This window comes from Streptomyces coelicoflavus (assembly GCF_045041415.1).
GTDB classification, from domain to species: domain Bacteria; phylum Actinomycetota; class Actinomycetes; order Streptomycetales; family Streptomycetaceae; genus Streptomyces; species Streptomyces coelicoflavus.
In genome coordinates this window covers 2,089,958-2,112,832 of the sequence record NZ_CP108218.1, presented here as the reverse complement: position 1 = coordinate 2,112,832, position 22,875 = coordinate 2,089,958, and the positions used below count along the sequence as shown (strand labels likewise).

The 22,875-nt window shown below is 72.4% G+C and carries 15 protein-coding genes; 13 read left to right on the top strand and 2 right to left on the bottom strand.

The genetic code is table 11. The features are described 5' to 3' along the window. Positions 1-177 precede the first annotated feature (177 nt). From miaA to hflX, 6 genes are all read left to right on the top strand, one after another. Positions 178-1,116 carry a tRNA (adenosine(37)-N6)-dimethylallyltransferase MiaA gene (miaA, locus tag OHA99_RS09055; RefSeq protein WP_164382986.1) on the top strand — a complete coding sequence of 313 codons (939 nt, stop codon included), beginning with the start codon at positions 178-180 and terminating at the stop codon, positions 1,114-1,116. A gap of 107 nt (positions 1,117-1,223) precedes the next feature. Next, positions 1,224-1,724, top strand: coding sequence for a hypothetical protein (locus OHA99_RS09050; protein ID WP_164386295.1), 501 nt, complete (start codon positions 1,224-1,226; stop codon positions 1,722-1,724). Between the two features lie 68 nt (positions 1,725-1,792). Then, positions 1,793-2,686 carry a diaminopimelate epimerase gene (gene dapF, locus OHA99_RS09045; protein WP_153177623.1) on the top strand — a complete coding sequence of 298 codons (894 nt, stop codon included), beginning with the start codon at positions 1,793-1,795 and terminating at the stop codon, positions 2,684-2,686. 246 nt (positions 2,687-2,932) lie between these two features. Next, the gene (locus tag OHA99_RS09040) at positions 2,933-5,098 is read left to right on the top strand and encodes an HD domain-containing protein (RefSeq protein ID WP_366473986.1); all 2,166 of its coding nucleotides are present in this window, start codon (positions 2,933-2,935) and stop codon (positions 5,096-5,098) included. A 109-nt stretch (positions 5,099-5,207) separates the two neighbouring features. Next, a complete protein-coding gene (locus OHA99_RS09035; protein WP_405695158.1) occupies positions 5,208-6,746 on the top strand; it encodes a M1 family metallopeptidase in 1,539 nt (512 codons plus the stop codon). Positions 6,747-6,892: 146 nt separating this feature from the next. After that, on the top strand, positions 6,893-8,386 hold the full coding sequence (gene hflX, locus OHA99_RS09030) for a GTPase HflX (protein ID WP_153177621.1): 1,494 nt from the start codon (positions 6,893-6,895) through the stop codon (positions 8,384-8,386). A gap of 119 nt (positions 8,387-8,505) precedes the next feature. Here hflX and OHA99_RS09025 read toward each other — a convergent pair whose 3' ends face one another. Next, positions 8,506-9,732, bottom strand: a complete 1,227-nt coding sequence (locus tag OHA99_RS09025) for a hypothetical protein (RefSeq protein WP_366473336.1) — start codon at positions 9,730-9,732, stop codon at positions 8,506-8,508. A 373-nt stretch (positions 9,733-10,105) separates the two neighbouring features. On the opposite strand from OHA99_RS09025, the gene OHA99_RS09020 reads away from it, so the two are divergent. The 4 genes from OHA99_RS09020 (at position 10,106) to OHA99_RS09005 (ending at position 16,464) form a co-directional block, all read left to right on the top strand. Next, positions 10,106-11,419 carry an aminotransferase class III-fold pyridoxal phosphate-dependent enzyme gene (locus OHA99_RS09020; RefSeq protein ID WP_405695156.1) on the top strand — a complete coding sequence of 438 codons (1,314 nt, stop codon included), beginning with the start codon at positions 10,106-10,108 and terminating at the stop codon, positions 11,417-11,419. Positions 11,420-11,458: 39 nt separating this feature from the next. Then, positions 11,459-13,480, top strand: coding sequence for an IucA/IucC family protein (locus OHA99_RS09015; RefSeq protein WP_405695154.1), 2,022 nt, complete (start codon positions 11,459-11,461; stop codon positions 13,478-13,480). Between the two features lie 28 nt (positions 13,481-13,508). After that, positions 13,509-14,201 (top strand): GNAT family N-acetyltransferase, encoded by a 693-nt coding sequence (locus OHA99_RS09010; protein WP_381503092.1) that lies wholly within the window; start codon positions 13,509-13,511, stop codon positions 14,199-14,201. Between the two features lie 247 nt (positions 14,202-14,448). Beyond that, positions 14,449-16,464 (top strand): ATP-dependent DNA helicase, encoded by a 2,016-nt coding sequence (locus tag OHA99_RS09005; protein ID WP_405695152.1) that lies wholly within the window; start codon positions 14,449-14,451, stop codon positions 16,462-16,464. A gap of 108 nt (positions 16,465-16,572) precedes the next feature. On the opposite strand, the gene lexA is transcribed toward OHA99_RS09005, so the two are convergent. Then, a complete protein-coding gene (gene lexA / locus OHA99_RS09000) occupies positions 16,573-17,352 on the bottom strand; it encodes a transcriptional repressor LexA (protein ID WP_003973219.1) in 780 nt (259 codons plus the stop codon). Between the two features lie 528 nt (positions 17,353-17,880). Between lexA and nrdR the strand changes: the two genes are divergently transcribed. From nrdR to OHA99_RS08985, 3 genes are all read left to right on the top strand, one after another. Beyond that, positions 17,881-18,429: a transcriptional regulator NrdR gene (gene nrdR, locus OHA99_RS08995; protein ID WP_153177615.1), complete on the top strand. Its 549-nt coding sequence runs from the start codon at positions 17,881-17,883 to the stop codon at positions 18,427-18,429. A gap of 166 nt (positions 18,430-18,595) precedes the next feature. Continuing rightward, a complete protein-coding gene (locus OHA99_RS08990; RefSeq protein WP_164382980.1) occupies positions 18,596-21,499 on the top strand; it encodes a vitamin B12-dependent ribonucleotide reductase in 2,904 nt (967 codons plus the stop codon). A 392-nt stretch (positions 21,500-21,891) separates the two neighbouring features. Beyond that, positions 21,892-22,836 (top strand): hypothetical protein, encoded by a 945-nt coding sequence (locus tag OHA99_RS08985; RefSeq protein ID WP_405695149.1) that lies wholly within the window; start codon positions 21,892-21,894, stop codon positions 22,834-22,836. Positions 22,837-22,875: the final 39 nt, after the last annotated feature.

The window sequence follows — 22,875 nt, the reverse complement described above, 5'->3', positions numbered from 1 at the left end:
CTCCATACGTTACTCGTGCGGGCGAAATCCCGCGGCATCCGGTGCGTCCGTTTGCGTGGCCGGGGCCATGACCCGGTGGTCCGGGGAGCGGGAACCTCGCAACGGGCAACGACCCCGGTCGCGCACCGTCACGTAACTCGTTCGAGGGCCGGCCGGGAGGTTTGCGAGACTGGTGCGGTGAGCAGCGCACCCCCCGCCCCCCGAGTCATCGCCGTAGTCGGACCCACCGCGGCCGGAAAGTCCGATCTGGGCGTCTTCCTGGCCGACCGGCTCGGCGGCGAGGTCGTCAACGCCGACTCCATGCAGCTCTACCGTGGGATGGACATCGGCACCGCCAAGCTGACGCCCGAGGAGCGCGGTGGCGTCCCGCACCACCTGATGGACATCTGGGACGTGACGGTCACGGCGTCCGTCGCCGAGTACCAGCGCCTCGCGCGGCAGCGGATCGACGCGCTGCTCGCCGAAGGGCGCTGGCCGGTCCTCGTCGGCGGTTCCGGCCTCTACGTCCGGGGGGCCGTCGACAACCTGGAGTTCCCCGGCACCGACCCCGACGTCAGGGCCCGCCTCGAGGAGGAACTCGAGCGGCACGGGCCGGGTGCGCTGCACGCCCGCCTGGCCGCCGCCGATCCCGAGGCGGCACGGGCCATCCTGCCCAGCAACGGGCGCCGGATCGTGCGCGCCCTCGAGGTGATCGAGATCACCGGCCGCCCCTTCACCGCCAACCTCCCCGGCCACGACTCCGTCTACGACACCGTGCAGATCGGCGTCGACGTGGCCCGCCCGGAACTGGGCGAGCGCATCGCCGTGCGCGTCGACCGGATGTGGGAGGCCGGTCTGGTCGACGAGGTGCGGGCGCTGGAGGCGCAGGGGTTGCGCGAGGGGCGTACGGCGTCGCGCGCGCTCGGCTACCAGCAGGTCCTCGCGGCGCTCGCCGGCGAGTGCACGCTGGACGAGGCGCGTGCCGAGACCGTCCGTGCCACCAAGCGCTTCGCGCGCCGTCAGGACACGTGGTTCAGGCGCGACCCGCGGGTGCATTGGCTGAGTGGCGGTGTGGCGGATCGCACGGAACTTCCGCGGCTCGCCCTGTCGTTGGTCGAACGACCGGTTACAGCCTGATCACGTGATGGCATCGGGACGCTCGGGCCGTCATCCGGGCCTTCGGCGGCGTGCCATCATCGAGCTTCGATCGACCGAGTGAGTCCTAGTTGGGAGGGCGCGTGGCGATGGAGGCCGGCCCTCGCGACACCGCACAGAGCACCGACCACGGCACCGCCGACCACGGTGGACCCGGGCCGGACGGCGGCGCCCTGAGTCCCGACGGACCCGACGAGACGCCCGAGGGCGTCGCGGCGGACGGTCCCGAGCCCGACGAGATGTACGGGGACGAGGTCGAGGTCGAGCTGCGTCCCCAGCGCCGGCTGCGGATCTGGCAGCTCGCGCCCATCGTCTGCCTGGCCGCGCTCGGCTCCCTGATGTTCGCCTTCCCCCTCGCCTTCGACTTCGGCGACAGCGGCGCCGTGATCGCGATGCTGGGGCTGCTGATCTGCTCCTGCGCGGCCGGCTGGGGCATGATGGCCGCCCGCCGGGTCGGTTACACATGGCCGGGCCTCCCTCAGCGGGGCTCGGAGCGCCGTGCCGACTGGCGCACGATCCTCGTCTACGCCCTGGCGGTCGCCGCGGTCGTCGTCCTGGCCGTGTGGCGGGTCGCCCGCCTGCGGAGCTGACGGAGCGCCCCGCCCCGGGCCCGGCCGCCCCTCGCCGCCGTGGCGTGCCCACCCCGTACGATCGAGGAATGAGCACGCGGATCGCCTTCCTCAAGGGACACGGCACCGAGAACGACTTCGTGATCGTTCCCGACCCGGAGAACGCCCTCGACCTGCCCGCCGCCGCCGTCGCCGCCCTGTGCGACCGCCGCGCGGGACTCGGCGGGGACGGACTGCTGCACGTGGTGCGGTCCGCGGCGCACCCCGAGGCCAAGGGCATGGCCGCCGAGGCCGAGTGGTTCATGGACTACCGCAACGGCGACGGCTCCGTCGCGGAGATGTGCGGCAACGGCGTGCGGGTCTTCGCGCGCTACCTCCAGCGCGCCGGGCACGCCGCCGAGGGCGACCTCGCCATCGCGACCCGCGGGGGCGTCAAGCGCGTGCACATCGCCAAGGCCGGGTCCGGCAGCGGCTCCGCCGAGGGCGACGTCACCGTCGGCATGGGTCGCGCGCGGCTCCCCGAGGGCGACGTCGAGGTGAGCGTCGGCGGGCGCAGCTGGCCCGCGCGGAACGTCAACATGGGCAACCCGCACGCCGTCGCCTTCGTCGCCGACCTTGCCCACGCCGGCGACCTGTACGCCGCGCCCTCCCACGCCCCGGCCGGTGCCTATCCGGACGGGGTCAACGTCGAGTTCGTGGTCGACCGGGGCCCCGGCCACGTCGCGATGCGCGTGCACGAGCGCGGTTCCGGGGAGACCCGCTCCTGCGGCACCGGCGCCTGTGCCGTCGCCGTCGCCACCGCCCGCCGGGACGGCGCCGACCCGGCGGTCACCGGCACCCCGGCCACCTACACCGTCGACGTGCCCGGCGGCACCCTGGTGATCACCGAGCGCCCGGACGGCGAGATCGAGATGACCGGACCCGCGGTGATCGTCGCGGAGGGCGAGTTCGACTCCGCCTGGCTGGAAGGGGTACTCGCCTGAACCACGACCCGGTGACCACGGCCGAGGTGAACCACAGCCCGGTCCATGACACTCAGTGCGAAAACGTAAACCCTCGGACCATCGCTCGAATGGGTGATCCGTTTCACGCTCGGCGAGAGGCGGTCGGCCGCACGTGATGGGCTCGATAGCATCAAGCACCGGCCCGGACGGGGGACCGACACCATCCCCTGAGCCGTGTCCGCCCTGGGATTCCCCGTCCGCCGGTCCGTGCAGCCGGAGGTGCCCATGAACGCGGAGGCCGTGAATCCAACGAGCCAGGGCCCTGTGCCGCCCGCGGCCACCGGTGCCGTCGCGCCGTCGCCCCGCAGGAAGGCCCGCCCTCGGATCGACCTGCGCCGCCTCGGCCGCGCCGCCCTGCTCGGCTCCACCACCCGCAGCCGGGGCCTGCCCGACGCCATCGGCCACGTCGTCGAGGCCCACCGCGCCCACCACCCCGACGCCGACCTCGACCCGCTGCGCCGCGCCTACGTCCTCGCCGAGTCCTCGCACCGCGGACAGATGCGCAAGAGCGGCGAGCCCTACATCACCCACCCCCTCGCCGTCACCCTGATCCTCGCCGAACTCGGCGCCGAGACCACCACCCTGACCGCCTCCCTCCTGCACGACACCGTCGAGGACACCGAGGTGACGCTCGACCAGGTCGGCGAGCAGTTCGGCGCCGAGGTCCGCTACCTCGTCGACGGCGTCACCAAGCTGGAGAAGGTCGACTACGGCGCCGCCGCCGAACCCGAGACCTTCCGCAAGATGCTCCTCGCCACCGGCAACGACGTCCGCGTGATGTCGATCAAACTCGCCGACCGGCTGCACAACATGCGCACCCTCGGCGTCATGCGCCGCGAGAAGCAGGAACGCATCGCCAAGGTCACCCGCGACGTCCTCATCCCGCTCGCCGAACGGCTCGGCGTCCAGGCGCTCAAGTCCGAGCTGGAGGACCTCGTCTTCGCGGTCATGCACCCCGAGGAGTACGCGCACACGCGGGAGCTGGTCCAGGAGAACGCCGCCCGCGCGGACGACCCGCTGGCCGCCGTCGCCGACGAGGTGCGGGGGGTGCTGCGCGAGGCCGACATCCAGGCCGAGATCCTCATCCGCCCGCGCCACTACGTCTCCGTGCACCGCGTCTCCCGCAAGCGCGGCACGCTCCGCGGCGCGGACTTCGGCCGCCTCCTGGTGCTCGTCCAGGAGGACGCCGACTGCTACGCCGTCCTCGGCGAGCTCCACACCTGTATGACGCCCGTCGTCTCGGAGTTCAAGGACTTCATCGCCGTCCCCAAGTTCAACCTCTACCAGTCGCTGCACACGGCGGTGGCCCGCGCGCAGGACGGCCAGGTCGTCGAGGTCCTCATCCGCACCCACCAGATGCACAAGGTCGCCGAGGCGGGTGTGGTCGCGCTCGGCAACCCGTACGCCCAGCCGTCCGACGACCAGAGCGCGGGCGACGGCGAGCGCGCCGACCCCACCCGCCCCGGCTGGCTCTCCCGGCTGCTCGACTGGCAGCGCGGCGCCCCGGACGCCGACACCTTCTGGTCCACCCTCCGCGAGGACCTCGCCCAGGACCGCGAGATCACCGTCTTCCGGCCCGACGGCGGCACCCTCGGCCTCCCCGACGGCGCGACCTGCGTCGACGCCGCCTACGCCCAGTACGGCGAGGACGCCCACGCGACCATCGGCGCCCGGGTCAACGGCCGCCTGGCGACCATGAGCACAGTGCTGCGGGACGGCGACACCGTGCAGCTCCTGATGGGCCAGGACCCCGCCTCCGAGCCCTCCAGGGAGTGGCTCGAGCACGCTCGCACGCCGGTCGCGCGGATCGCCATCCAGCGCCGGCTCGCCGCCCACCCCGAGCCCGCGCCGGAGGCGGACGAGCCGACCCGCGGCCCCACCGCGCCCGGCGCCCACCCCGCCCCGCGCCCGGCCACGGACGCACCGCCCGCCCGCACCGCCGCCGACGTCCTCGTCGACCCGCCGGGCGCCACCGTGCGGCTGGCGGGCTGCTGCACCCCCGTACCCCCGGACGAGATCACCGGCTTCGCCGTGCGCGGGGGAGTGGTGACCGTGCACCGCGCGGAGTGCGCCGTGGTGGCGCGCATGAAGAGCGCCGGCCGCGCGGAGGTCGGGGTGCGCTGGGGGGAAAGCACCGGCTGCCGGGTGACCCTGCTCGCCGAATCGTTCGGCCGTCCCCACCTCCTGGCCGACCTCACCGAGGCCATGGCCGTCGAGGGCGCCGAAATCGTCTCCGCGACCGTCGAACCCCCGGACCACCAGCGGGTCCGGCACAGCTACACCGTCGTGCTCCCGGACGCGGCCCGGCTGCCCGCCCTGATGCGCGCCATGCGCGAGGTGGCCGGCGTGTACGACGTCAGCCGCGCCCAGCCGCAGCCGACCGGCGCCTGATCCGGCGCGCCGTACCGGAGCCGGGGCGGGGCACCGGGGGCGTACCCGTTCGGGTGCCCCGGGCGCGCGCCGTCGCCGCGGGGCACGCGCGCGCTGATAGCCGTGAGGGATGCTGCACACCCCTCACCCCCCGACTCCGCGACCCCGCGCACGCTCCCGGCGCCGGCTCAGGGCCGCGGCGCTCCTCGCCTCCGCCGTCTCCGTCTGCCTGGTCGCCGCGAGCGCACCGCCGACCCCGCTGGGCGTCGGCGACCGCCTCTTCCCGCAGCTGGGCAACCCCGGCTACGACGTGACGGCGTACGACCTCGCCTTCACCTACTCCGGCGACAACAGCAAGCCCCTGAAGGCCGTCACCACCATCGACGCCCGGACGACCGCCGACCTGGACCGGATCAACCTCGACTTCGCCCACGGGAAGGTCGACTCCGTCGAGGTCGACGGGGAGCCCGCCCGGTTCGCCACCGCCGGTGAGGACCTGGTCGTCACGCCCGAGGACGAGCTGGACGAGGGTGAACGCACGCGGATCACCGTGCGGCACAGCAGCGACCCCGTGTACTCCGAGGACCGCCCGGGCGGCTGGGTGCGCACCGCCGACGGACTCGCCATGGCCAACCAGGCGGACGTCGCCCACCTGGTGTTCCCCTGCAACGACCACCCCTCCGACAAGGCGCGGTTCACCTTCCGCATCACCGCCCCCGACGGGCTCACGGCCGTCGCCAACGGCCTGCCGGCCGGCGTGGACCGCACCGGCGGCTCGACCACCTGGACCTACCGCGGCGAACACCCCATGGCCACCGAGCTGGCCCAGGTGTCCATCGGCCGCTCCACGGTGCTGCACCGGGCGGGCCCGCACGGACTGCCCGTCCGGGACGTCGTGCCGACGAAGCACCGCGCGGCGCTCGAACCGTGGCTGGCGAAGACACCCGGTCAGATCGCGTGGATGGAGGAGAAGGTCGGACGCTACCCCTTCGAGACCTACGGCCTGCTGATGGCCGACGCCACCACCGGCTTCGAACTCGAGACCCAGACGCTCACCCTCTTCGAGCGGGAGCTGTTCACCGAGCCGGCCTACCCGAAGTGGTACGTCGAGTCGATCATGGTGCACGAGCTGGCCCACTCGTGGTTCGGCAACAGCGTCAGCCCGGCCACCTGGTCCGACCTGTGGCTCAACGAGGGACACGCCACCTGGTACGAGGCCCTGTACGCCGAGGAGACCGCCGACAGACCCGTGGCGGAGCGCATGAAGGCCGCCTACGGGGCCTCCGACCGCTGGCGCACCGCGGGCGGACCGCCCGCCGCGCCGAAGCCCCCGAAGAACGGCAGCAAGATCGGGATCTTCCGCTCCAACGTGTACGACGGCGCCGCGCTCGTGCTCTACGCCCTGCGCCAGGAGATCGGCCACGCCGCCTTCGCACGCCTCGAGCGCGCGTGGGTCGCCCGCAACCAGGACGGCACGGCGACGACCGCCGACTTCGTCCGGCTGGCCGCCGAGATCTCCGGCCGCGACCTCGGCGCCTTCTTCCAGGCCTGGCTGTACGGGGAGAAGACCCCGCCAATGCCCGGCCACCCGGACTGGAAGCAGACCCCCGTCGGGAAGGCCGCCGGAAAGACACCCGCCCAGGCGTCGGGGAAGGCACACGGGGAATAAGCCGGTGACGAGACGGCCCGTGCCGTGCGACCATCATCGGGACGGCGCGGCACGGGCCGCGGGAATCTCCCCGGCGGTCCGCACGTTGTACTTCATGTCGCGGCGAATGTGCCGCGCCCACCGTTTCCCTGCTGCGTAAGGATCCAATGACCTCCTCTTCTTCCCCCTCCCAGGACACCAAGCGTCTCGAGCAGACCTATCCCGAGGGCCTCCGGGCCGATGCCCTGATGGAAGAGGACGTCGCCTGGAGCCACGGAAACGACTCGCAGTGGGACGGCGAGCAGTTCGACCGCTCCGACCGCGCGGCCCTGCGCCGTGTGGCGGGCCTCTCCACCGAGCTCGAGGACGTCACCGAGGTCGAGTACCGCCAGCTCCGCCTGGAGCGGGTCGTCCTCGTCGGCGTGTGGACCTCGGGCACCGTGCAGGACGCGGAGAACTCGCTGGCCGAGCTGGCCGCCCTCGCGGAGACGGCGGGCGCCCTCGTGCTCGACGGCGTCGTCCAGCGCCGCGACAAGCCCGACGCGGCCACCTACATCGGCTCCGGCAAGGCCGAGGAGCTGCGGGACGTCGTCCTCGACACGGGCGCGGACACCGTCATCTGCGACGGTGAGCTGAGCCCGGGGCAGCTGATCCACCTCGAGGACGTCGTCAAGGTCAAGGTCATCGACCGTACGGCCCTGATCCTGGACATCTTCGCCCAGCACGCCAAGTCCCGGGAGGGCAAGGCGCAGGTGGCGCTCGCGCAGATGCAGTACATGCTGCCGAGGCTGCGCGGCTGGGGCCAGTCGCTGTCCCGGCAGATGGGCGGCGGCAAGGGCGGCGGTCTCGCCACCCGCGGTCCCGGTGAGACCAAGATCGAGACGGACCGGCGGCGGATCCGCGAGAAGATGGCGAAGATGCGCCGTGAGATCGCGGAGATGAAGACCGGCCGCGAGATCAAGCGCCAGGAGCGCAAGCGCCACAAGGTGCCCTCGGTCGCCATCGCGGGCTACACCAACGCCGGCAAGTCCTCGCTGCTCAACCGCCTCACGGGCGCGGGCGTACTGGTCGAGAACGCCCTGTTCGCGACCCTCGACCCGACCGTGCGCCGGGCCGAGACCCCCAGCGGGCGGCTGTACACCCTGGCGGACACCGTCGGCTTCGTCCGGCACCTGCCGCACCACCTGGTCGAGGCGTTCCGCTCCACCATGGAGGAGGTCGGCGACTCCGACCTGATCCTGCACGTGGTCGACGGTTCGCACCCCGCCCCGGAGGAGCAGCTGGCCGCCGTGCGCGAGGTGATCAGGGACGTCGGCGCCACCGGCGTACCCGAGATCGTCGTGGTCAACAAGGCCGACATGGCCGACCCGCTGGTGCTCCAGCGGCTGCTGCGGGTCGAGAAGCGGGCCATCGCCGTCTCGGCGCGCACCGGTCGGAACATCGACCAGCTGCTCGCGCTCATCGACAACGAGCTGCCGCGTCCCTCGGTCGAGATCGAGGCACTCGTGCCGTACACCCACGGCAAGCTGGTGGCCCGCGCCCACGACGAGGGCGAGGTGATCTCCGAGGAGCACACCCCGGAGGGCACCCTGCTCAAGGTGCGGGTGCACGAGGAACTGGCGGCGGAGCTGACGCCGTACGTTCCGGCACCGCTCGCCTGAACGCGTAGCGCGACGGCCGAGGGCCCGCCTCCCCTGTCGGGGGCGGGCCCTCGGCCGTCGCGCGGTCACCGCTTTCGGGTGCCGTGAAGCGTCAGGCCGCTGCCTGACGCGTCAGGCAGCTACTTGGCGAACTTGCCGCTCACCGCGTCGAACACGCCCTTGGCCTCCTCGCCCAGGCGCGGACCGGCCAGCCAGCCGGCCGTCACCGGGCCGATCGAGGTGTTGGAGACCAGCGCGGGCTTGCCGTCGGAGCCGGCCGCGACCCAGCCGCCGCCGGACGAACCGCCGGTCATGGTGCAGCCGATGCGGTACATCGTCGGGTCGGAGGCGTTGATCGACAGCCGACCGGGCTTGTCCTGGCACTGGTACAGCTTCTGACCGTCGTACGGCGGCGCGGCCGGGTAGCCGATCGCCTTCATGCTCTCGATCTCCGGCACCGCGGGAGCGTCGAAGTCCACCGGCAGCGCGGCGCCGACCGTCTCCTCCAGCGACTTGCCGCCGCTGCCCTTCTCCGGCGTCACATGGATCACCGCGAAGTCGTACGAGGCGCCCTGACCGCCGGTCGCACCGCCCTGCTCGATCCACTGGTCAGAGGTCTGCGCCCAGTCGCCCCACCAGACGCCGTAGGGAGCGACCTCCTCCTTGGTGGCGTTCTGCAACTCCTCGACCGACATGTCCGCGTCGTTGTACGACGGCACGAAGGCGATGTTGCGGTACCAGCCGCCGCTCTTGCCGGCGTGCACGCAGTGACCGGCCGTCCAGACCATGTTGGACTTGCCGGGATGGGCGGGGTCCTTCACGACCGTCGCCGAGCACACCATCGAGCCCTTGGGGGAGTCGAAGAGCAGCTTGCCGGCCGTGGCGGCGTTGTCGTGGTACTTGGCCGGTACGGCCTCCGCCTCGACGGGCGCGGGCTCCGGGTCGGTGACGCCCTGGTCGCCGGAGATGTCGTTCTCGTCGACCTCCTGGTCCGGTTCCTCGGCGTCCCGCATCCGGTCCGGGTCCCACAGGTCCTCGATGATCGGGTTGACGAAGTCCTGCGCCTCGCGCAGCCAGTCGTCCTTGTTCCAGTTCTTCCAGGCGCCGTTCTTCCAGTCGTCGACGTCGATCCCGTGCTCTTTGAGCTTGTCCTTGATGTGGTCCGGGATCCGGATGCCGCCGTTGGCGTCGTCGGCGGCGGACGCGGAGGCCGAGGCGTCGCCGGCCGCCTCGGGGTCGCCGTCCTCGCACGCCGTGGCGGTGAGTGCGAGCGCCGAGACGAGCGCCACGGCGGCGGCCGCCGACGAGGTTCCGCGCCTTCCGCGCCGGTGCCCGCGCATGGTGAACGACGGCCGTATGGATCGCATGGTGTTGACTCCCCCTGCTGTGAACGAACGTGGTGCTGCCGTGGCCGGACCGCCGAGCGACGGCGACCGGGAACGGCATCACACACTATGCGGTGGCTGTGGGGGAGTTCCGACAGAACGGCAACGGTTCGGACACAGCCGTCTGACCTGGCACACGACGTCCCGCCGGACCGTGCGGCCGGTCCGCCCCGCCGGAGCGGACCGCGAAGTCCCCGCCCCGGCAACGATCTTCGGGCAAGGCCGTAACCCCGTGAGCGGTCCTCGGTTGGTAGCGGTGGGGGGCCTGCTGTCCGGACGCGGTCCCCCTGGCCGGGAGCGCCCGGCACGCCGCCGCGTCCGGACAGCGGGAGGTCGACAGGACGTGGCGGGTGCCGTGCACGGGGGAATCGTGCGGGAGGGCGTCGTGCGGGAGGGCGTCGTGCGGGACAGTGCCGTGCGGGACAGTGCCGTGCAGGGGGGCGCTTCGAGGCGACAGCCGGCGCGTGAACCGGCCGCGCGCACCTACGCGCGCGCACTGCCGGTCGTACCGGTGCGGGCCCGGGGGCTCACCATCGAGGGCGCCGACGGCCGCCGTTACCTGGACTGCGTCTCCGGCGCGGGAACCCTGGCCCTCGGCCACAACCACCCCGTCGTCCTGGAGGCGATCCGCGCGGTCCTCGACTCCGGCGCCCCCTTGCACGTCATGGACCTCACCACGCCGGTCGAGGACGCCTTCGTCACCGAACTGCTGCGCACCCTGCCGCCCGGACTCGCCGCCCACGCGCGCGTGCGGTTCTGCGGCCCGACCGGAACCGATCCGGTCGCCACCGCCGTCTCGCTGGTCCGCGCCGCCACCGGGCGGTCACGGGTGATCGCCGTCTCCGACGCCCCCGAGCCGCTCCCCGGCGACGGCGGGGCGGAGCGGGACCGGCCCGCCGCACTCCTCCTGGAGCCGGTCCGGAGCGAGGCCGGGGTGCTCCCGGTGGCGGACGCACTGGTCCGGCGCCTGCGCTCCCGCACGGCCGGACAGGGCGTCCCGCTCGTCGTCGACGAGACCGAGACGGGCGTGGGCCGGACCGGCGCCTACTGGGCGTTCGAACACAGCGGGGTCACACCCGACGTACTGATCCTCGCCAAGGCGGTCGGCGGCAGCCTGCCGCTGGCCGCGGTGGTCCACCGCGACGACCTGGACGACTCGGGCGACTTGGGAGACTCGGGAGGCAAGGGCACCGTGGGCGTCCCGGCCGCGGCGCACACCGGCGCGACCGGGGCCGGAGCCTTCCGCGGCAACCAACTCGCCCTGGCCGCGGGCGCCGCCACCCTCGCCCACGTCCGCGAACAGCGCCTCGCCGAACACGCCGCCGCACTGGGCGACCGGATGCTGACCCGACTGCGCGCCCTGGCCGGGGAGTTCGCGTGCGTCGGCGACGTACGCGGGCGAGGCCTGATGGCCGGTGTCGAACTGGTGTCACCGGACGGGACGGCCGCCGAACTCGCCGCCGCCGTCCGTCGGGAGTGCCTGCACCGCGGCCTGATCGTGGACGTCACGGGGCCCCGCGCGGACGTCGTACGCCTGCTGCCCCCGCTCATCGTCACCGAGGAGCAGATGTCGGCGGTCCTGGACCGGCTCTTCGACGCCGTGCGGGCGGTGGACCGCCACCGCGTGGGCGGTCCCGCCGCGTTACGCGGGGAGCACGCCCCGCGATGAGCCGCACCGCCCGGACACAGCACGTCAGGAGGACCCGCGTTGCACCCCGACCCCGCACCAGAACCGGCCCCCGCGGCCGTCTCCGCACCCGGGGATCCGACCGACCCGGCGCGCCCGGTCACCGCGGAGCCCGCGCCCGCTCCGGCCGCCGGGCACGGGCCGGCCCCAGGGGCGGGCACCGTCCCGGACGCCCCACTCCTGTCTCCGCCCGCGCCCCCACCGCTGCTCGTGCTGTCCGTGGCACCCTCGGCGGCCGACCCGCTCGACCGTCTCGGTCCCTACGCCGCCGCACAGGCCGCGGCCACGGAGAACCTGGTCCGCTGCTGGGCCCGCGAGACCGACGCTCCCGCCCCCGACGACGGCCTCCTCAGGGTCCCGCTCCCGGCCAGCGGTACCGCCCTGGCCGTTCCCGTCCTCTACTGGTCCCCGACCGGACGGCACCGCTTCGGGCCCCCACGGCTGGCCGGTGCGCCCGCTTCGGCGCCTCCCGTGGACGCGGTCACGCTCGCCGCGCTGCTCGTGCGCGAGACGGCCGGCACCCCGGGGCCCGACGGTCCCGACCTCGTCGCGCGCGTCGCCGACTCCGTCCGCCGCACCGCCGTGTTCCTCCGGGACCGCGCGGAACGTCCCGCGGACGGACCGGCCGGTCGCCACGCCGCTTCCGGGAACCCCGGCACCCCCGACCTCTTCCTCGCCGCCGAACAGGCGCTTCTCCTCGGCCACCCGCTGCACCCCACCCCTAAGAGCCGTGAGGGCCTCACCGAGGCGGAGACCCACCGGTACTCACCGGAGCTGCGCGGCTCCTTCCCGCTGCACTGGCTGGCCGTCGCCCCCTCGGTCCTCGCCACCGACTCGGCCTGGACCGAGCGCGGGCGCCCGCTGCCGGCGACCGAACTCACCGCCCGCCTCGCCGCGGACGGGCCGGCGCCCCCGGACGGACACGCCCTCCTGCCCCTGCACCCCTGGCAGTTCCGCGCGCTGCTGCACCGGCCGGACCTGACCGCACTGCTCGACAGCGGTCTGGTCAGGGACCTCGGCGCGCGGGGCCCGGCCTGGCACCCCACGTCCTCCGTGCGCACCGTCCACCGGACGGGCGCCCCCGCCATGCTCAAGCTCTCGCTGGCTCTGCACATCACCAACTCCCGGCGGGAGAACCTCCGCAAGGAACTCCACCGCGGCGTCGAGGTCCACCGCCTGTTGCGCCGCGGCCTGTTCCGGCGGTGGCAGGCGGCCCACCCGGACTTCGACATCGTCCGCGACCCGGCCTGGATCGCCGTCGACCGACCGGACGGCACACCCGCGCGAGGGCTCGACGTCGTCGTCCGGCACAACCCCTTCCGGCCCTCGGACGACGTGTCCTGCGTGGCCGCTCTCGTCGCGCCGCGGCCGCGTACCCGGGCGACGGAGGGGGCCACCGGGCAGGACGGGTCCGGGGCCGGCGCACGCTCCCGGCTGGCGGAACTCGTCACCCGGCTCGCCGGGCGGACCGGCCGGCCGCGCGCAGCCGTCGCCGTCGAGTGGTTCCTGCGCTACCTCCACCACGTCGTGCGTCCCGTCCTGTGGCTGGACGCCCGCGCGGGGATCGCCCTGGAGGCGCACCAGCAGAACACGCTCGTCCTGCTGGACGCGGACGGCTGGCCCTCGGGCGGCCGCTACCGCGACAACCAGGGCTACTACTTCCGCGAGTCCCGGCGCACGGAACTCGAAGCCCGGCTGCCCGGCATCGGTGCACACAGCGACACGTTCGTGGCCGACGACGTCACCGACGAGCGCTTCGCCTACTACCTCGCCGTCAACAACGTCTTCGGTCTCGTGGGCGCCTTCGGCTCCCAGGGGCTCGCCGACGAGGGACCGCTGCTGGCGGCTTTCCGCCGGTTCCTCGGCCGGCTGGTCTCGGGCCCGGCCCCGCTGGGCGGTCCGCTCCCCGCCTACCTCCTCGACTCGCCGTCACTGCGCTGCAAGGCGAACCTGCTGACCCGGCTGCACGGCCTCGACGAACTCGTCGGCCCGGTGGACACCCAGTCCGTCTACGTCACCATCGCCAACCCCCTGCGCGCCTGAGCGGGCCGCCCTTACGAAGGACGACACTGTGCATTCCACCGACGCGAGCGCCGACGACACCCTGGACCTGCACCTGCCGGAGGAATTCGTCGCCCTCTTCCGTGGCGCGTCGGACGACCGCGCGCGGGCGGCCGGGGCACGCGCGCGCGAGGACCTCCTCGACCGTCTCGCCGACTGGGGGCCGAGCGCCACCCCCGTCGGCGTGTTCCACCTGGTGCCCGTCGACGTCGAACGGGACGCCCCGCTCGTCGCCCGCTGGATGAACGACCCCGCCGTCGCCGCGTACTGGGAGCTGACCGGACCCGGGAGCGTCACCGTGGACCATCTGAGCGCCCAGCTGGCCGGGGACGGACGCAGCATCCCGTGCGTCGGGATGCTGGACGGAGTGCCGATGAGCTACTGGGAGATCTATCGGGCCGACCTCGACCCGCTGGCCCGATACTGCCCCGTCCGGCCGCACGACACCGGCGTCCACCTGCTGATCGGCGACGAGGCCGACCGCGGGCGGGGCCTCGGAACCGCGCTGATCAGAACCGTCGCCGACCTCGTCCTCGCGGGGCGCCCCGCGTGCACCCGCGTGCTCGCCGAGCCCGACGTCCGCAACAGGCCGTCCGTCGCGGCGTTCCTCGGCGCCGGATTCCGGCCGGTGGCGGAGGTGGAGCTGCCCGGCAAGCGCGCCGCGCTCATGGTCCGCGAACGGGCGGCGCGGGAGCCGCGATGACGCGCGGTGTCCACCGCATGCGCCGTCCGCCTCCGCCGTCCGCCTCCGCCGTCCGCCTCCGCCGTCCGCCGTCCGCCGTCCGCCTCCGGCCTCCGGCTGCGCCGTGCGCCCGGCGCCCCTTCCGTCCCTTTACGCCGGTCAGCCGCCCAGGAGCCCCTTTGCGCCCGCTGCCTCCACCGTCACTCCCGCCCCTGCTACCCGCCTTGCCGACCCGTTTGTCAGTCCCGGGCCGTAGGGTGGTCGCGCTATGACGAAGCCCTCACTCCCCGAACTCCTGCACGCCGCCGTCACCGCCGTCGGCGGTACGGAGCGCCCCGGTCAGGTGGCCATGGCCGAAGCCGTCGAGGAAGCCATCGACGGCGGCTCCCATCTGCTGGTCCAGGCCGGCACCGGCACCGGAAAGTCGCTCGGTTACCTGGTGCCCGCGCTCGCTCACGGGGAGCGCGTGGTCGTGGCCACGGCGACCCTGGCCCTTCAGCGTCAGCTGGTCGAGCGGGACCTGCCCCGCACGGTCGACGCGCTCCACCCGCAGCTGCGCCGGCGCCCCGAGTTCGCGATGCTCAAGGGCAGGTCGAACTACCTGTGCCTGCACCGGCTGCACGAGGGCGTTCCGCAGGACGAGGAGGAGGGCCTCTTCGACCAGTTCGAGGCCGCCGCCCCCACCAGCAGACTGGGCCAGGACCTGCTGCGGATGCGCGACTGGGCGGACGAGACCGAGACCGGCGACCGCGACGACCTCACGCCCGGCGTCTCCGACCGGGCCTGGTCGCAGGTGTCGGTGTCCTCCCGGGAGTGCCTGGGCGCCTCGAAGTGCGCGTACGGCGCCGAGTGCTTCGCGGAGACGGCCCGCGAGCGCGCCAAGCTCTCCGAGGTCGTCGTCACCAACCACGCGTTGCTCGCGATCGACGCCATCGAGGGCGCGCCCGTCCTGCCGCAGCACGAGGTGCTGATCGTCGACGAGGCGCACGAGCTGGTCTCCCGGGTCACCGGGGTCGCCACCGGGGAGCTGACCCCCGGCCAGGTCAACCGCGCGGTGCGCCGGGCCGCGAAGCTGGTCAACGAGAAGTCGGCCGACCAGCTCCAGACCGCCGCCGAGGGCTTCGAGCGGCTGATGGAGCTGGCACTGCCCGGCCGCCTCGAGGAGATCCCGGAGGACCTGGGCTACGCGCTGATGGCGCTGCGGGACGCCTGCCGCACGGTCATCTCGGGCATCGGGAGCACCCGGGACAAGTCCGTGCAGGACGAGGACGCGGTCCGCAAGCAGGCGCTGGCCTCGGTGGAGTCCGTGCACGACGTGGCGGAGCGGATCACCAACGGTTCCGAGTGGGACGTCGTCTGGTACGAGCGGCACGACCGGTTCGGTGCCTCACTGCGGGTCGCGCCCATGTCCGTCTCTGGCCTGCTGCGCGAGAAGCTCTTCACCGACCGCTCCGTGGTCCTGACCTCCGCGACCCTGAAGCTGGGCGGCGACTTCAACGGTGTCGGGGCGTCCCTGGGCCTCGCCCCCGAGGGCACCGAGGGCGACGACGTGCCCCAGTGGAAGGGCGTCGACGTCGGCTCGCCCTTCGACTACCGCAAGCAGGGCATCCTCTACGTCGCCAAGCATCTCGCGCGCCCCGCCCGGGACGGCGACCGCGGCGACATGCTCGACGAGCTGACCGAGCTGATCCAGGCGGCGGGCGGCCGCACACTGGGGCTGTTCTCCTCGATGCGCGCGGCCCAGCTGGCCGCCGAGGAGCTGCGTTCGCGGATCCCGGAGTACCCGATCCTGCTCCAGGGCGAGGAGACCCTCGGCGAGCTGATCAAGAACTTCGCCGCCGACCCGCGGACCTGCCTCTTCGGCACGTTGTCGCTGTGGCAGGGCGTGGACGTCCCCGGGCAGAGCTGTCAGCTGGTCGTCATGGACAAGATCCCGTTCCCGCGTCCGGACGACCCTCTGATGAGCGCCCGCCAGAAAGCGGTGGAGGAGGCCGGGGGCAACGGCTTCATGGCGGTCGCCGCCACCCACGCCGCGCTCCTGATGGCGCAGGGCGCGGGCCGGCTGGTCCGCGCGTCGGGTGACCGCGGGGTGGTCGCCGTCCTGGATCAGCGGCTGGCGACGGCCCGGTACGGGAGCTATCTGAAGGCGTCGCTGCCCGACTTCTGGTTCACCACGGACCGCAACCAGGTCCGCAAGTCCCTCGCCGCGATCGACGCGAAGGCGAAGCAGACCGAGGACGCCGCCGCCGGGCCGGGCGAGGGCGCGGAGCAGACCCACGACTGAGCGCGCCGGCCCGTCCCGCACAGCGCTGGGCCCCGGAACCGGCGCAGAGGTTCCGGGGCCCGGTCTGGTCGGCGGGGCGCTGTCGCGCGTACCCGCCCGCCGTGGCGCTCAGACGCGACGCAGTACGGCCACCACCTTGCCGAGGATGGTCGCGTCGTCACCGGGGATCGGCTCGTAGGCCGAGTTGTGCGGGAGGAGCCAGACGTGGCCGTCCTCGCGCTTGAAGCGCTTGACGGTGGCCTCGCCGTCGAGCATGGCGGCCACGATGTCGCCGTTCTCGGCGACCGGCTGGCGACGGACCGTGACCCAGTCGCCGTCGCAGATCGCGGCCTCGATCATCGAGTCGCCGACGACCTTCAGGACGAACAGCTCACCGTCGCCGACCAGCTGCCGGGGGAGCGGGAAGACGTCCTCGACGGACTCCTCGGCGAGGATCGGACCACCGGCGGCGATGCGCCCGACCAGCGGCACGTACGACGCGGCCGGCTTCCCGGCAGTGTCCGTGGGCTGCACCGAGGCGGCCTGGTCGGAGCCGCGCACCTCGTAGGCGCGGGGGCGGTGCGGGTCCCGGCGGAGGAAGCCCTTGCGCTCCAGCGCCATCAGCTGGTGCGCCACGGACGAGGTGCTGGAGAGCCCGACGGCCTGGCCGATCTCCCGCATCGACGGCGGGTACCCGCGCCGCTGCACCGAGTCGCGGATGACCTCGATCACCCGGCGCTGGCGGTCGGTGAGCCCCGAGCTGTCCGCCCGAATGCCGGGAGGTCGCCCCGGCAGGGAGCGCTTGTGCCCCTCGGGATTCGCGGCGTCGCTCATCGCGTGTACCGGCTCAGGTCGGCCCTGGGGGCGTTCCTGGGCAGTGATGGTGGCACTGTCGGCGGTGGTGGTCACGTCGGCCCCTCTCGATGGTCTCCCTGCTGCACAACGGTAGTAGCTTTCGAAAGGTTGCGCCAAACACACGTTCGAGTGAAAAACCGTGAATCTGTCGTCCGTATTGCATGTCTGGGTGTATAGCTACCGTGGTGCCTGGCGGACAAAAGGGCTTATTGCTGTACTCTTCACCGCCGTGGTGACAACCTGCGGGATGTCGCCCCAGTCTGCCATCCGGCGTTCCGTTCGACGGGGCGGGTCTCCCATCTGTTGCGGTAGTCCCACGTCCCCTCCCCGCGGCGCTCACGGTATCTCCGCATGGCGCGTCCTTCGCGGCCCGGGGCGCGTGCGCGCAGGCGCGACACGCGTGCAGGGCGTGTATGTATGAGCCAATCCCCACATCTAGTGGTTGGATTGCATCAGCAGCCCACAAGTTGTGGTCCCCCGGGTCTTCGAGCCCGCCGCGATCGCCTATGCTGGGGGCTGCTTCGAGGGGCCTGAAGGCTCTTTCGAGGCTGTTGAGTCTGCTGCGAGGAGGGTTCGGAGACCATGCACTGCCCCTTCTGCAGGCACCCCGACAGCCGTGTCGTCGACAGTCGTACGACCGACGACGGCACGTCGATCCGCAGGCGCCGCCAGTGCCCCGACTGCTCCCGCCGGTTCACGACCGTGGAGACGTGTTCGCTCATGGTGGTGAAGCGGTCCGGGGTCACCGAACCGTTCAGCCGTACCAAGGTGATCAACGGGGTGCGCAAGGCCTGTCAGGGCCGGCCCGTCACCGAGGACGCGCTCGCGCAGCTCGGCCAGCGGGTCGAGGAGGCGGTGCGGGCCACCGGAAGCGCCGAGCTGACCACCCACGACGTGGGGCTGGCCATCCTCGGACCCTTGCAGGAACTCGACCTCGTCGCCTATCTGCGATTCGCCTCGGTCTACCGGGCGTTCGGCTCGCTCGAGGACTTCGAGGCCGCGATCGCGGAACTGAGGGAGACGACGGGGCACCCCGCCCCGGGCGACGGCACCGGCGCGGGGAGCCAGGAGAACGACCGCGGGTCCACGGGGGCAGGACAGGTCCCCGAGCCCGCGGGTGCCGCCGACTGACCGGCGGGCCGGACCCGGACTTCGGCGCCCGGGGCCCGGCCGGACGGCGGCGAGCAGAGACCTGTTGCGGGCGCGGCGAGTGATGCCCGCAACACCAGACAGAACACCGTGCCCACGGGAACAATCGGGGCACTTCAGGGCGTTTTCGCCCGTACAGGGAGGCGGCATGACAGAGACGGCGAGCGGTCCGGCACGGAGTTCCCGCGCCAAGGGCACCAAGGCGGGCAAGGGACTCCGCGTCGAGCGCGTCCACACCACTCCCGGCGTCCACCCCTACGACGAGGTGGCCTGGGAGCGTCGTGACGTCGTCATGACCAACTGGCGCGACGGCTCGGTCAACTTCGAGCAGCGTGGCGTCGAGTTCCCCGAGTTCTGGTCGGTGAACGCGGTCAACATCGTCACCAGCAAGTACTTCCGGGGGGCCGTGGGCACCCCGCAGCGCGAGGTGAGCCTCAAGCAGCTCATCGACCGCATCGTGAAGACGTACCGGAAGGCCGGCGAGGACCACAAGTACTTCGCCTCGCCCGCCGACGCCGAGATCTTCGAGCACGAGCTGGCCTACGCCCTCCTGCACCAGATCTTCAGCTTCAACAGCCCGGTGTGGTTCAACGTCGGCACGCCCCAGCCGCAGCAGGTCTCCGCCTGCTTCATCCTGTCCGTCGACGACTCCATGGAGTCGATCCTCGACTGGTACAAGGAAGAGGGCATGATCTTCAAGGGCGGCTCCGGTGCCGGCCTGAACCTCTCCCGGATCCGCTCCTCCAAGGAACTGCTCTCCTCCGGCGGCAACGCTTCGGGACCGGTCTCCTTCATGCGTGGCGCCGACGCCTCCGCCGGCACCATCAAGTCCGGTGGCGCCACCCGCCGCGCGGCCAAGATGGTCATCCTCGACGTCGACCACCCCGACATCGAGGACTTCATCCAGACCAAGGTCTCGGAGGAGGAGAAGATCCGCGCCCTGCGCGACGCGGGCTTCGACATGGACCTGGGCGGCGACGACATCACGTCCGTCCAGTACCAGAACGCCAACAACTCGGTCCGCGTGAACGACACGTTCATGAAGGCCGTGCAGGACGGCGGCAAGTTCGGCCTGACGTCCCGCATGACCGGTGAGGTCATCGAGGAGGTCGACGCCAAGGCGCTCTTCCGCAAGATGGCCGAGGCCGCGTGGGCGTGTGCCGACCCGGGCATCCAGTACGACGACACCATCAACGCCTGGCACACCTGCCCGGAGTCCGGCCGCATCAACGGCTCGAACCCGTGCAGCGAGTACATGCACCTGGACAACACGTCCTGCAACCTCGCCTCGCTGAACCTGATGAAGTTCCTGAAGGACGACGGCAAGGGCAACCAGTCCTTCGACGCCGAGCGCTTCTCCAAGGTCGTCGAGCTGGTCATCACCGCGATGGACATCTCCATCTGCTTCGCGGACTTCCCGACCCAGAAGATCGGCGAGAACACCCGCGCCTTCCGCCAGCTCGGCATCGGCTACGCCAACCTCGGCGCCCTGCTGATGGCGACCGGCCACGCCTACGACTCCGACGGCGGCCGCGCCCTGGCCGGCGCCATCACCTCCCTGATGACCGGCACGTCGTACCGGCGCTCCGCCGAGCTCGCCGCGATCGTCGGCCCGTACGACGGCTACGCGCGCAACGCCAAGCCGCACCTGCGGGTCATGAAGCAGCACTCGGACGAGAACGCCAAGGCCGTCCGCATGGACGACCTGGACACGCCGGTCTGGGCCGCAGCCACCGAGGCCTGGCAGGACGTGCTCCGCCTCGGCGAGAAGAACGGCTTCCGCAACTCCCAGGCGTCCGTCATCGCCCCGACCGGCACCATCGGTCTCGCGATGTCCTGCGACACCACCGGCCTCGAGCCCGACCTCGCCCTGGTCAAGTTCAAGAAGCTGGTCGGCGGCGGCTCGATGCAGATCGTCAACGGCACCGTCCCGCAGGCCCTGCGCCGCCTGGGCTACCAGGAGGAGCAGATCGAGGCGATCGTCGCCCACATCGCCGAGAACGGCAACGTGGTCGACGCCCCCGGTCTCGCGCACGAGCACTACGAGGTGTTCGACTGCGCGATGGGCGAACGCTCCATCTCCGCGATGGGCCACGTCCGCATGATGGCCGCCATCCAGCCGTGGATCTCCGGCGCCCTGTCCAAGACGGTCAACCTGCCGGAGTCGGCGACCGTCGAGGACGTCGAGGAGGTCTACTTCGAGGCCTGGAAGATGGGCGTCAAGGCGCTCGCCATCTACCGCGACAACTGCAAGGTCGGCCAGCCCCTCTCCGCCAAGACCAAGTCGGTCAAGGACACGGAGAAGGCGGAGATCACCGAGAAGACCGAGGCGGCCATCCGCGAGACGGTCGAGAAGGTCGTCGAGTACCGCCCGGTCCGCAAGCGCCTCCCGAAGGGACGTCCCGGCATCACCACGTCCTTCACCGTCGGCGGCGCCGAGGGCTACATGACCGCCAACTCCTACCCGGACGACGGTCTCGGCGAGGTCTTCCTGAAGATGTCCAAGCAGGGCTCGACCCTCGCGGGCATGATGGACGCCTTCTCCATCGCGGTCTCCGTCGGCCTCCAGTACGGCGTGCCGCTGGAGACGTACGTCTCGAAGTTCACCAACATGCGCTTCGAGCCGGCCGGCATGACGGACGACCCGGACGTGCGGATGGCGCAGTCGATCGTCGACTACATCTTCCGCCGCCTGGCGCTGGACTTCCTGCCCTTCGAGACGCGCTCCGCGCTCGGCATCCACTCCGCCGAGGAGCGCCAGCGCCACCTGGAGACCGGCTCGTACGAGCCGTCCGACGACGAGCTGGACGTCGAGGGCCTGGCCCAGTCGGCGCCCCGCGCCCAGGAACTGGTCGCCGTCGCCACGCCGAAGGCCGAGGCCGAGGCCGCCAAGCCCGCACCGCAGCAGGCGCACACCAGCGCCGAACTGGTGGAGATGCAGCTGGGCATCCAGGCCGACGCCCCGCTGTGCTTCTCCTGCGGCACGAAGATGCAGCGCGCCGGATCCTGCTACATCTGCGAGGGCTGCGGCTCGACCAGCGGTTGCAGCTGAAGCCGGGCCCGCCCGCTGAAACGCGGGCGGTACCGGGGCTGACGCGCCCCTGAGATCAGCCGAAGAGGGCGCCGACCAACGGTCGGCGCCCTCTTCGGCATGTGCGGGAAGACCGGCTTACCAGGGTTGTCCGCCGACGGCTCTCGTGACAGGCTCCGGACCATGATCAAGAGAATCGAGTCCGCCGTCCGCCGATGAGCGGGACGACCGGGACGACCGGGACGCAACCGCCCGGATCCACGACCTCACTGTTCGACCACGCACTCCGGCTCCATCGCGAGACCCCGGATCAGCCGCTCCGGCGCGGCGGGAGCCCCTGTCCGGACGAGGACGCGCACCGTCGTCGGCAACGCCCGAAGGCGGCTGGGGGCGGGCGATCGGCCGGCCGGGGCGTGGCGCTCCTCCTGGACACGCATTTCGCCCGCGGCTCGGCCTCTCCCGGCGAGTTGGCCGCCGTCTGCCACGACGTCCACATACCGATCCACCCCGACGAACACATCACCGTCGCCGCCGAACGGGCCGACGGACGCCGCGCTCGCGAGACCGGCCGGTGGCTGGTCCGGCACGGAACCGACCGCTGCTCGGTCACCCTGGGACTGGCCCTGATCGCCGCCGTGGGAACGGCCGACGACATCCGTAGGGTCCAGACGATCGGCCTGCTGTCCGACTGGTTCGGCCCCCTCGCGGCACACGCCCTGGCACGCCTGCCCGGGGGCGCCGAGGCCGTTGCCTGGCTGGCCGAGCGGGTCACCGGCTGGGGACGGGTCTACGCGGTGCACACCCTCTGCCGACTCGACGATCCCGTGACCCGGCCCTGGCTCCTCCGCCGGGCGTGCGACGGCGACTTCCTCAACGCGTACTTCGTCGGCGACGTCGTCCGGACCACCGGCCTCCACGAAGCGGCCACCGCGTCGCACGTGGACGACGAGATCATGGACCACGCCGGACGGATCCTCCTGGTGACGACCGGCAGCAGCGGCATGGGAGCGACCCTGTCGCGCTACCCCCACGCCGAGGCTGTTATGGCCGCCCATCTGCGCCACCTCACCCGCACGGAGCCGTCCGCCGGCCGCTACTGCACCGCCGCCTCGCTGGCGGGCAACCTGGGAGAGGACGGCGACGAAGGCTCCATCGGGCCCGCTCGGAGATGGCGACACCACAGGGACGGCTACCTGAGCCTGCTGGCGCGGGACGACTGGTGCGGGGTCGCGAGGGAGGCCCTGGCGGCGAAGGATCCCGGGATCCTCTGGCTCGTGGAGACGGCCTGGGGCCGCCGAGTGGCCGCGTTCGCCGGCCGGCCCTCTCCCCAGTCGTCCGACCGGTCGTCTCCCCAGTAGGTCGACCGGTCGTCTCCCCAATAACGTCGGCCGGCCGTC

Coding starts and splice junctions, on each gene's coding strand:
- OHA99_RS09050 (WP_164386295.1), top strand. CDS start 1,224: ATGGAGGCCGGCCCTCGCGACACCGCACAGAGCACCGACCACGGCACC.
- dapF (WP_153177623.1), top strand. CDS start 1,793: ATGAGCACGCGGATCGCCTTCCTCAAGGGACACGGCACCGAGAACGAC.
- OHA99_RS09040 (WP_366473986.1), top strand. CDS start 2,933: ATGAACGCGGAGGCCGTGAATCCAACGAGCCAGGGCCCTGTGCCGCCC.
- OHA99_RS09035 (WP_405695158.1), top strand. CDS start 5,208: ATGCTGCACACCCCTCACCCCCCGACTCCGCGACCCCGCGCACGCTCC.
- hflX (WP_153177621.1), top strand. CDS start 6,893: ATGACCTCCTCTTCTTCCCCCTCCCAGGACACCAAGCGTCTCGAGCAG.
- OHA99_RS09025 (WP_366473336.1), bottom strand. CDS start 9,732: ATGCGATCCATACGGCCGTCGTTCACCATGCGCGGGCACCGGCGCGGA.
- OHA99_RS09005 (WP_405695152.1), top strand. CDS start 14,449: ATGACGAAGCCCTCACTCCCCGAACTCCTGCACGCCGCCGTCACCGCC.
- nrdR (WP_153177615.1), top strand. CDS start 17,881: ATGCACTGCCCCTTCTGCAGGCACCCCGACAGCCGTGTCGTCGACAGT.
- OHA99_RS08990 (WP_164382980.1), top strand. CDS start 18,596: ATGACAGAGACGGCGAGCGGTCCGGCACGGAGTTCCCGCGCCAAGGGC.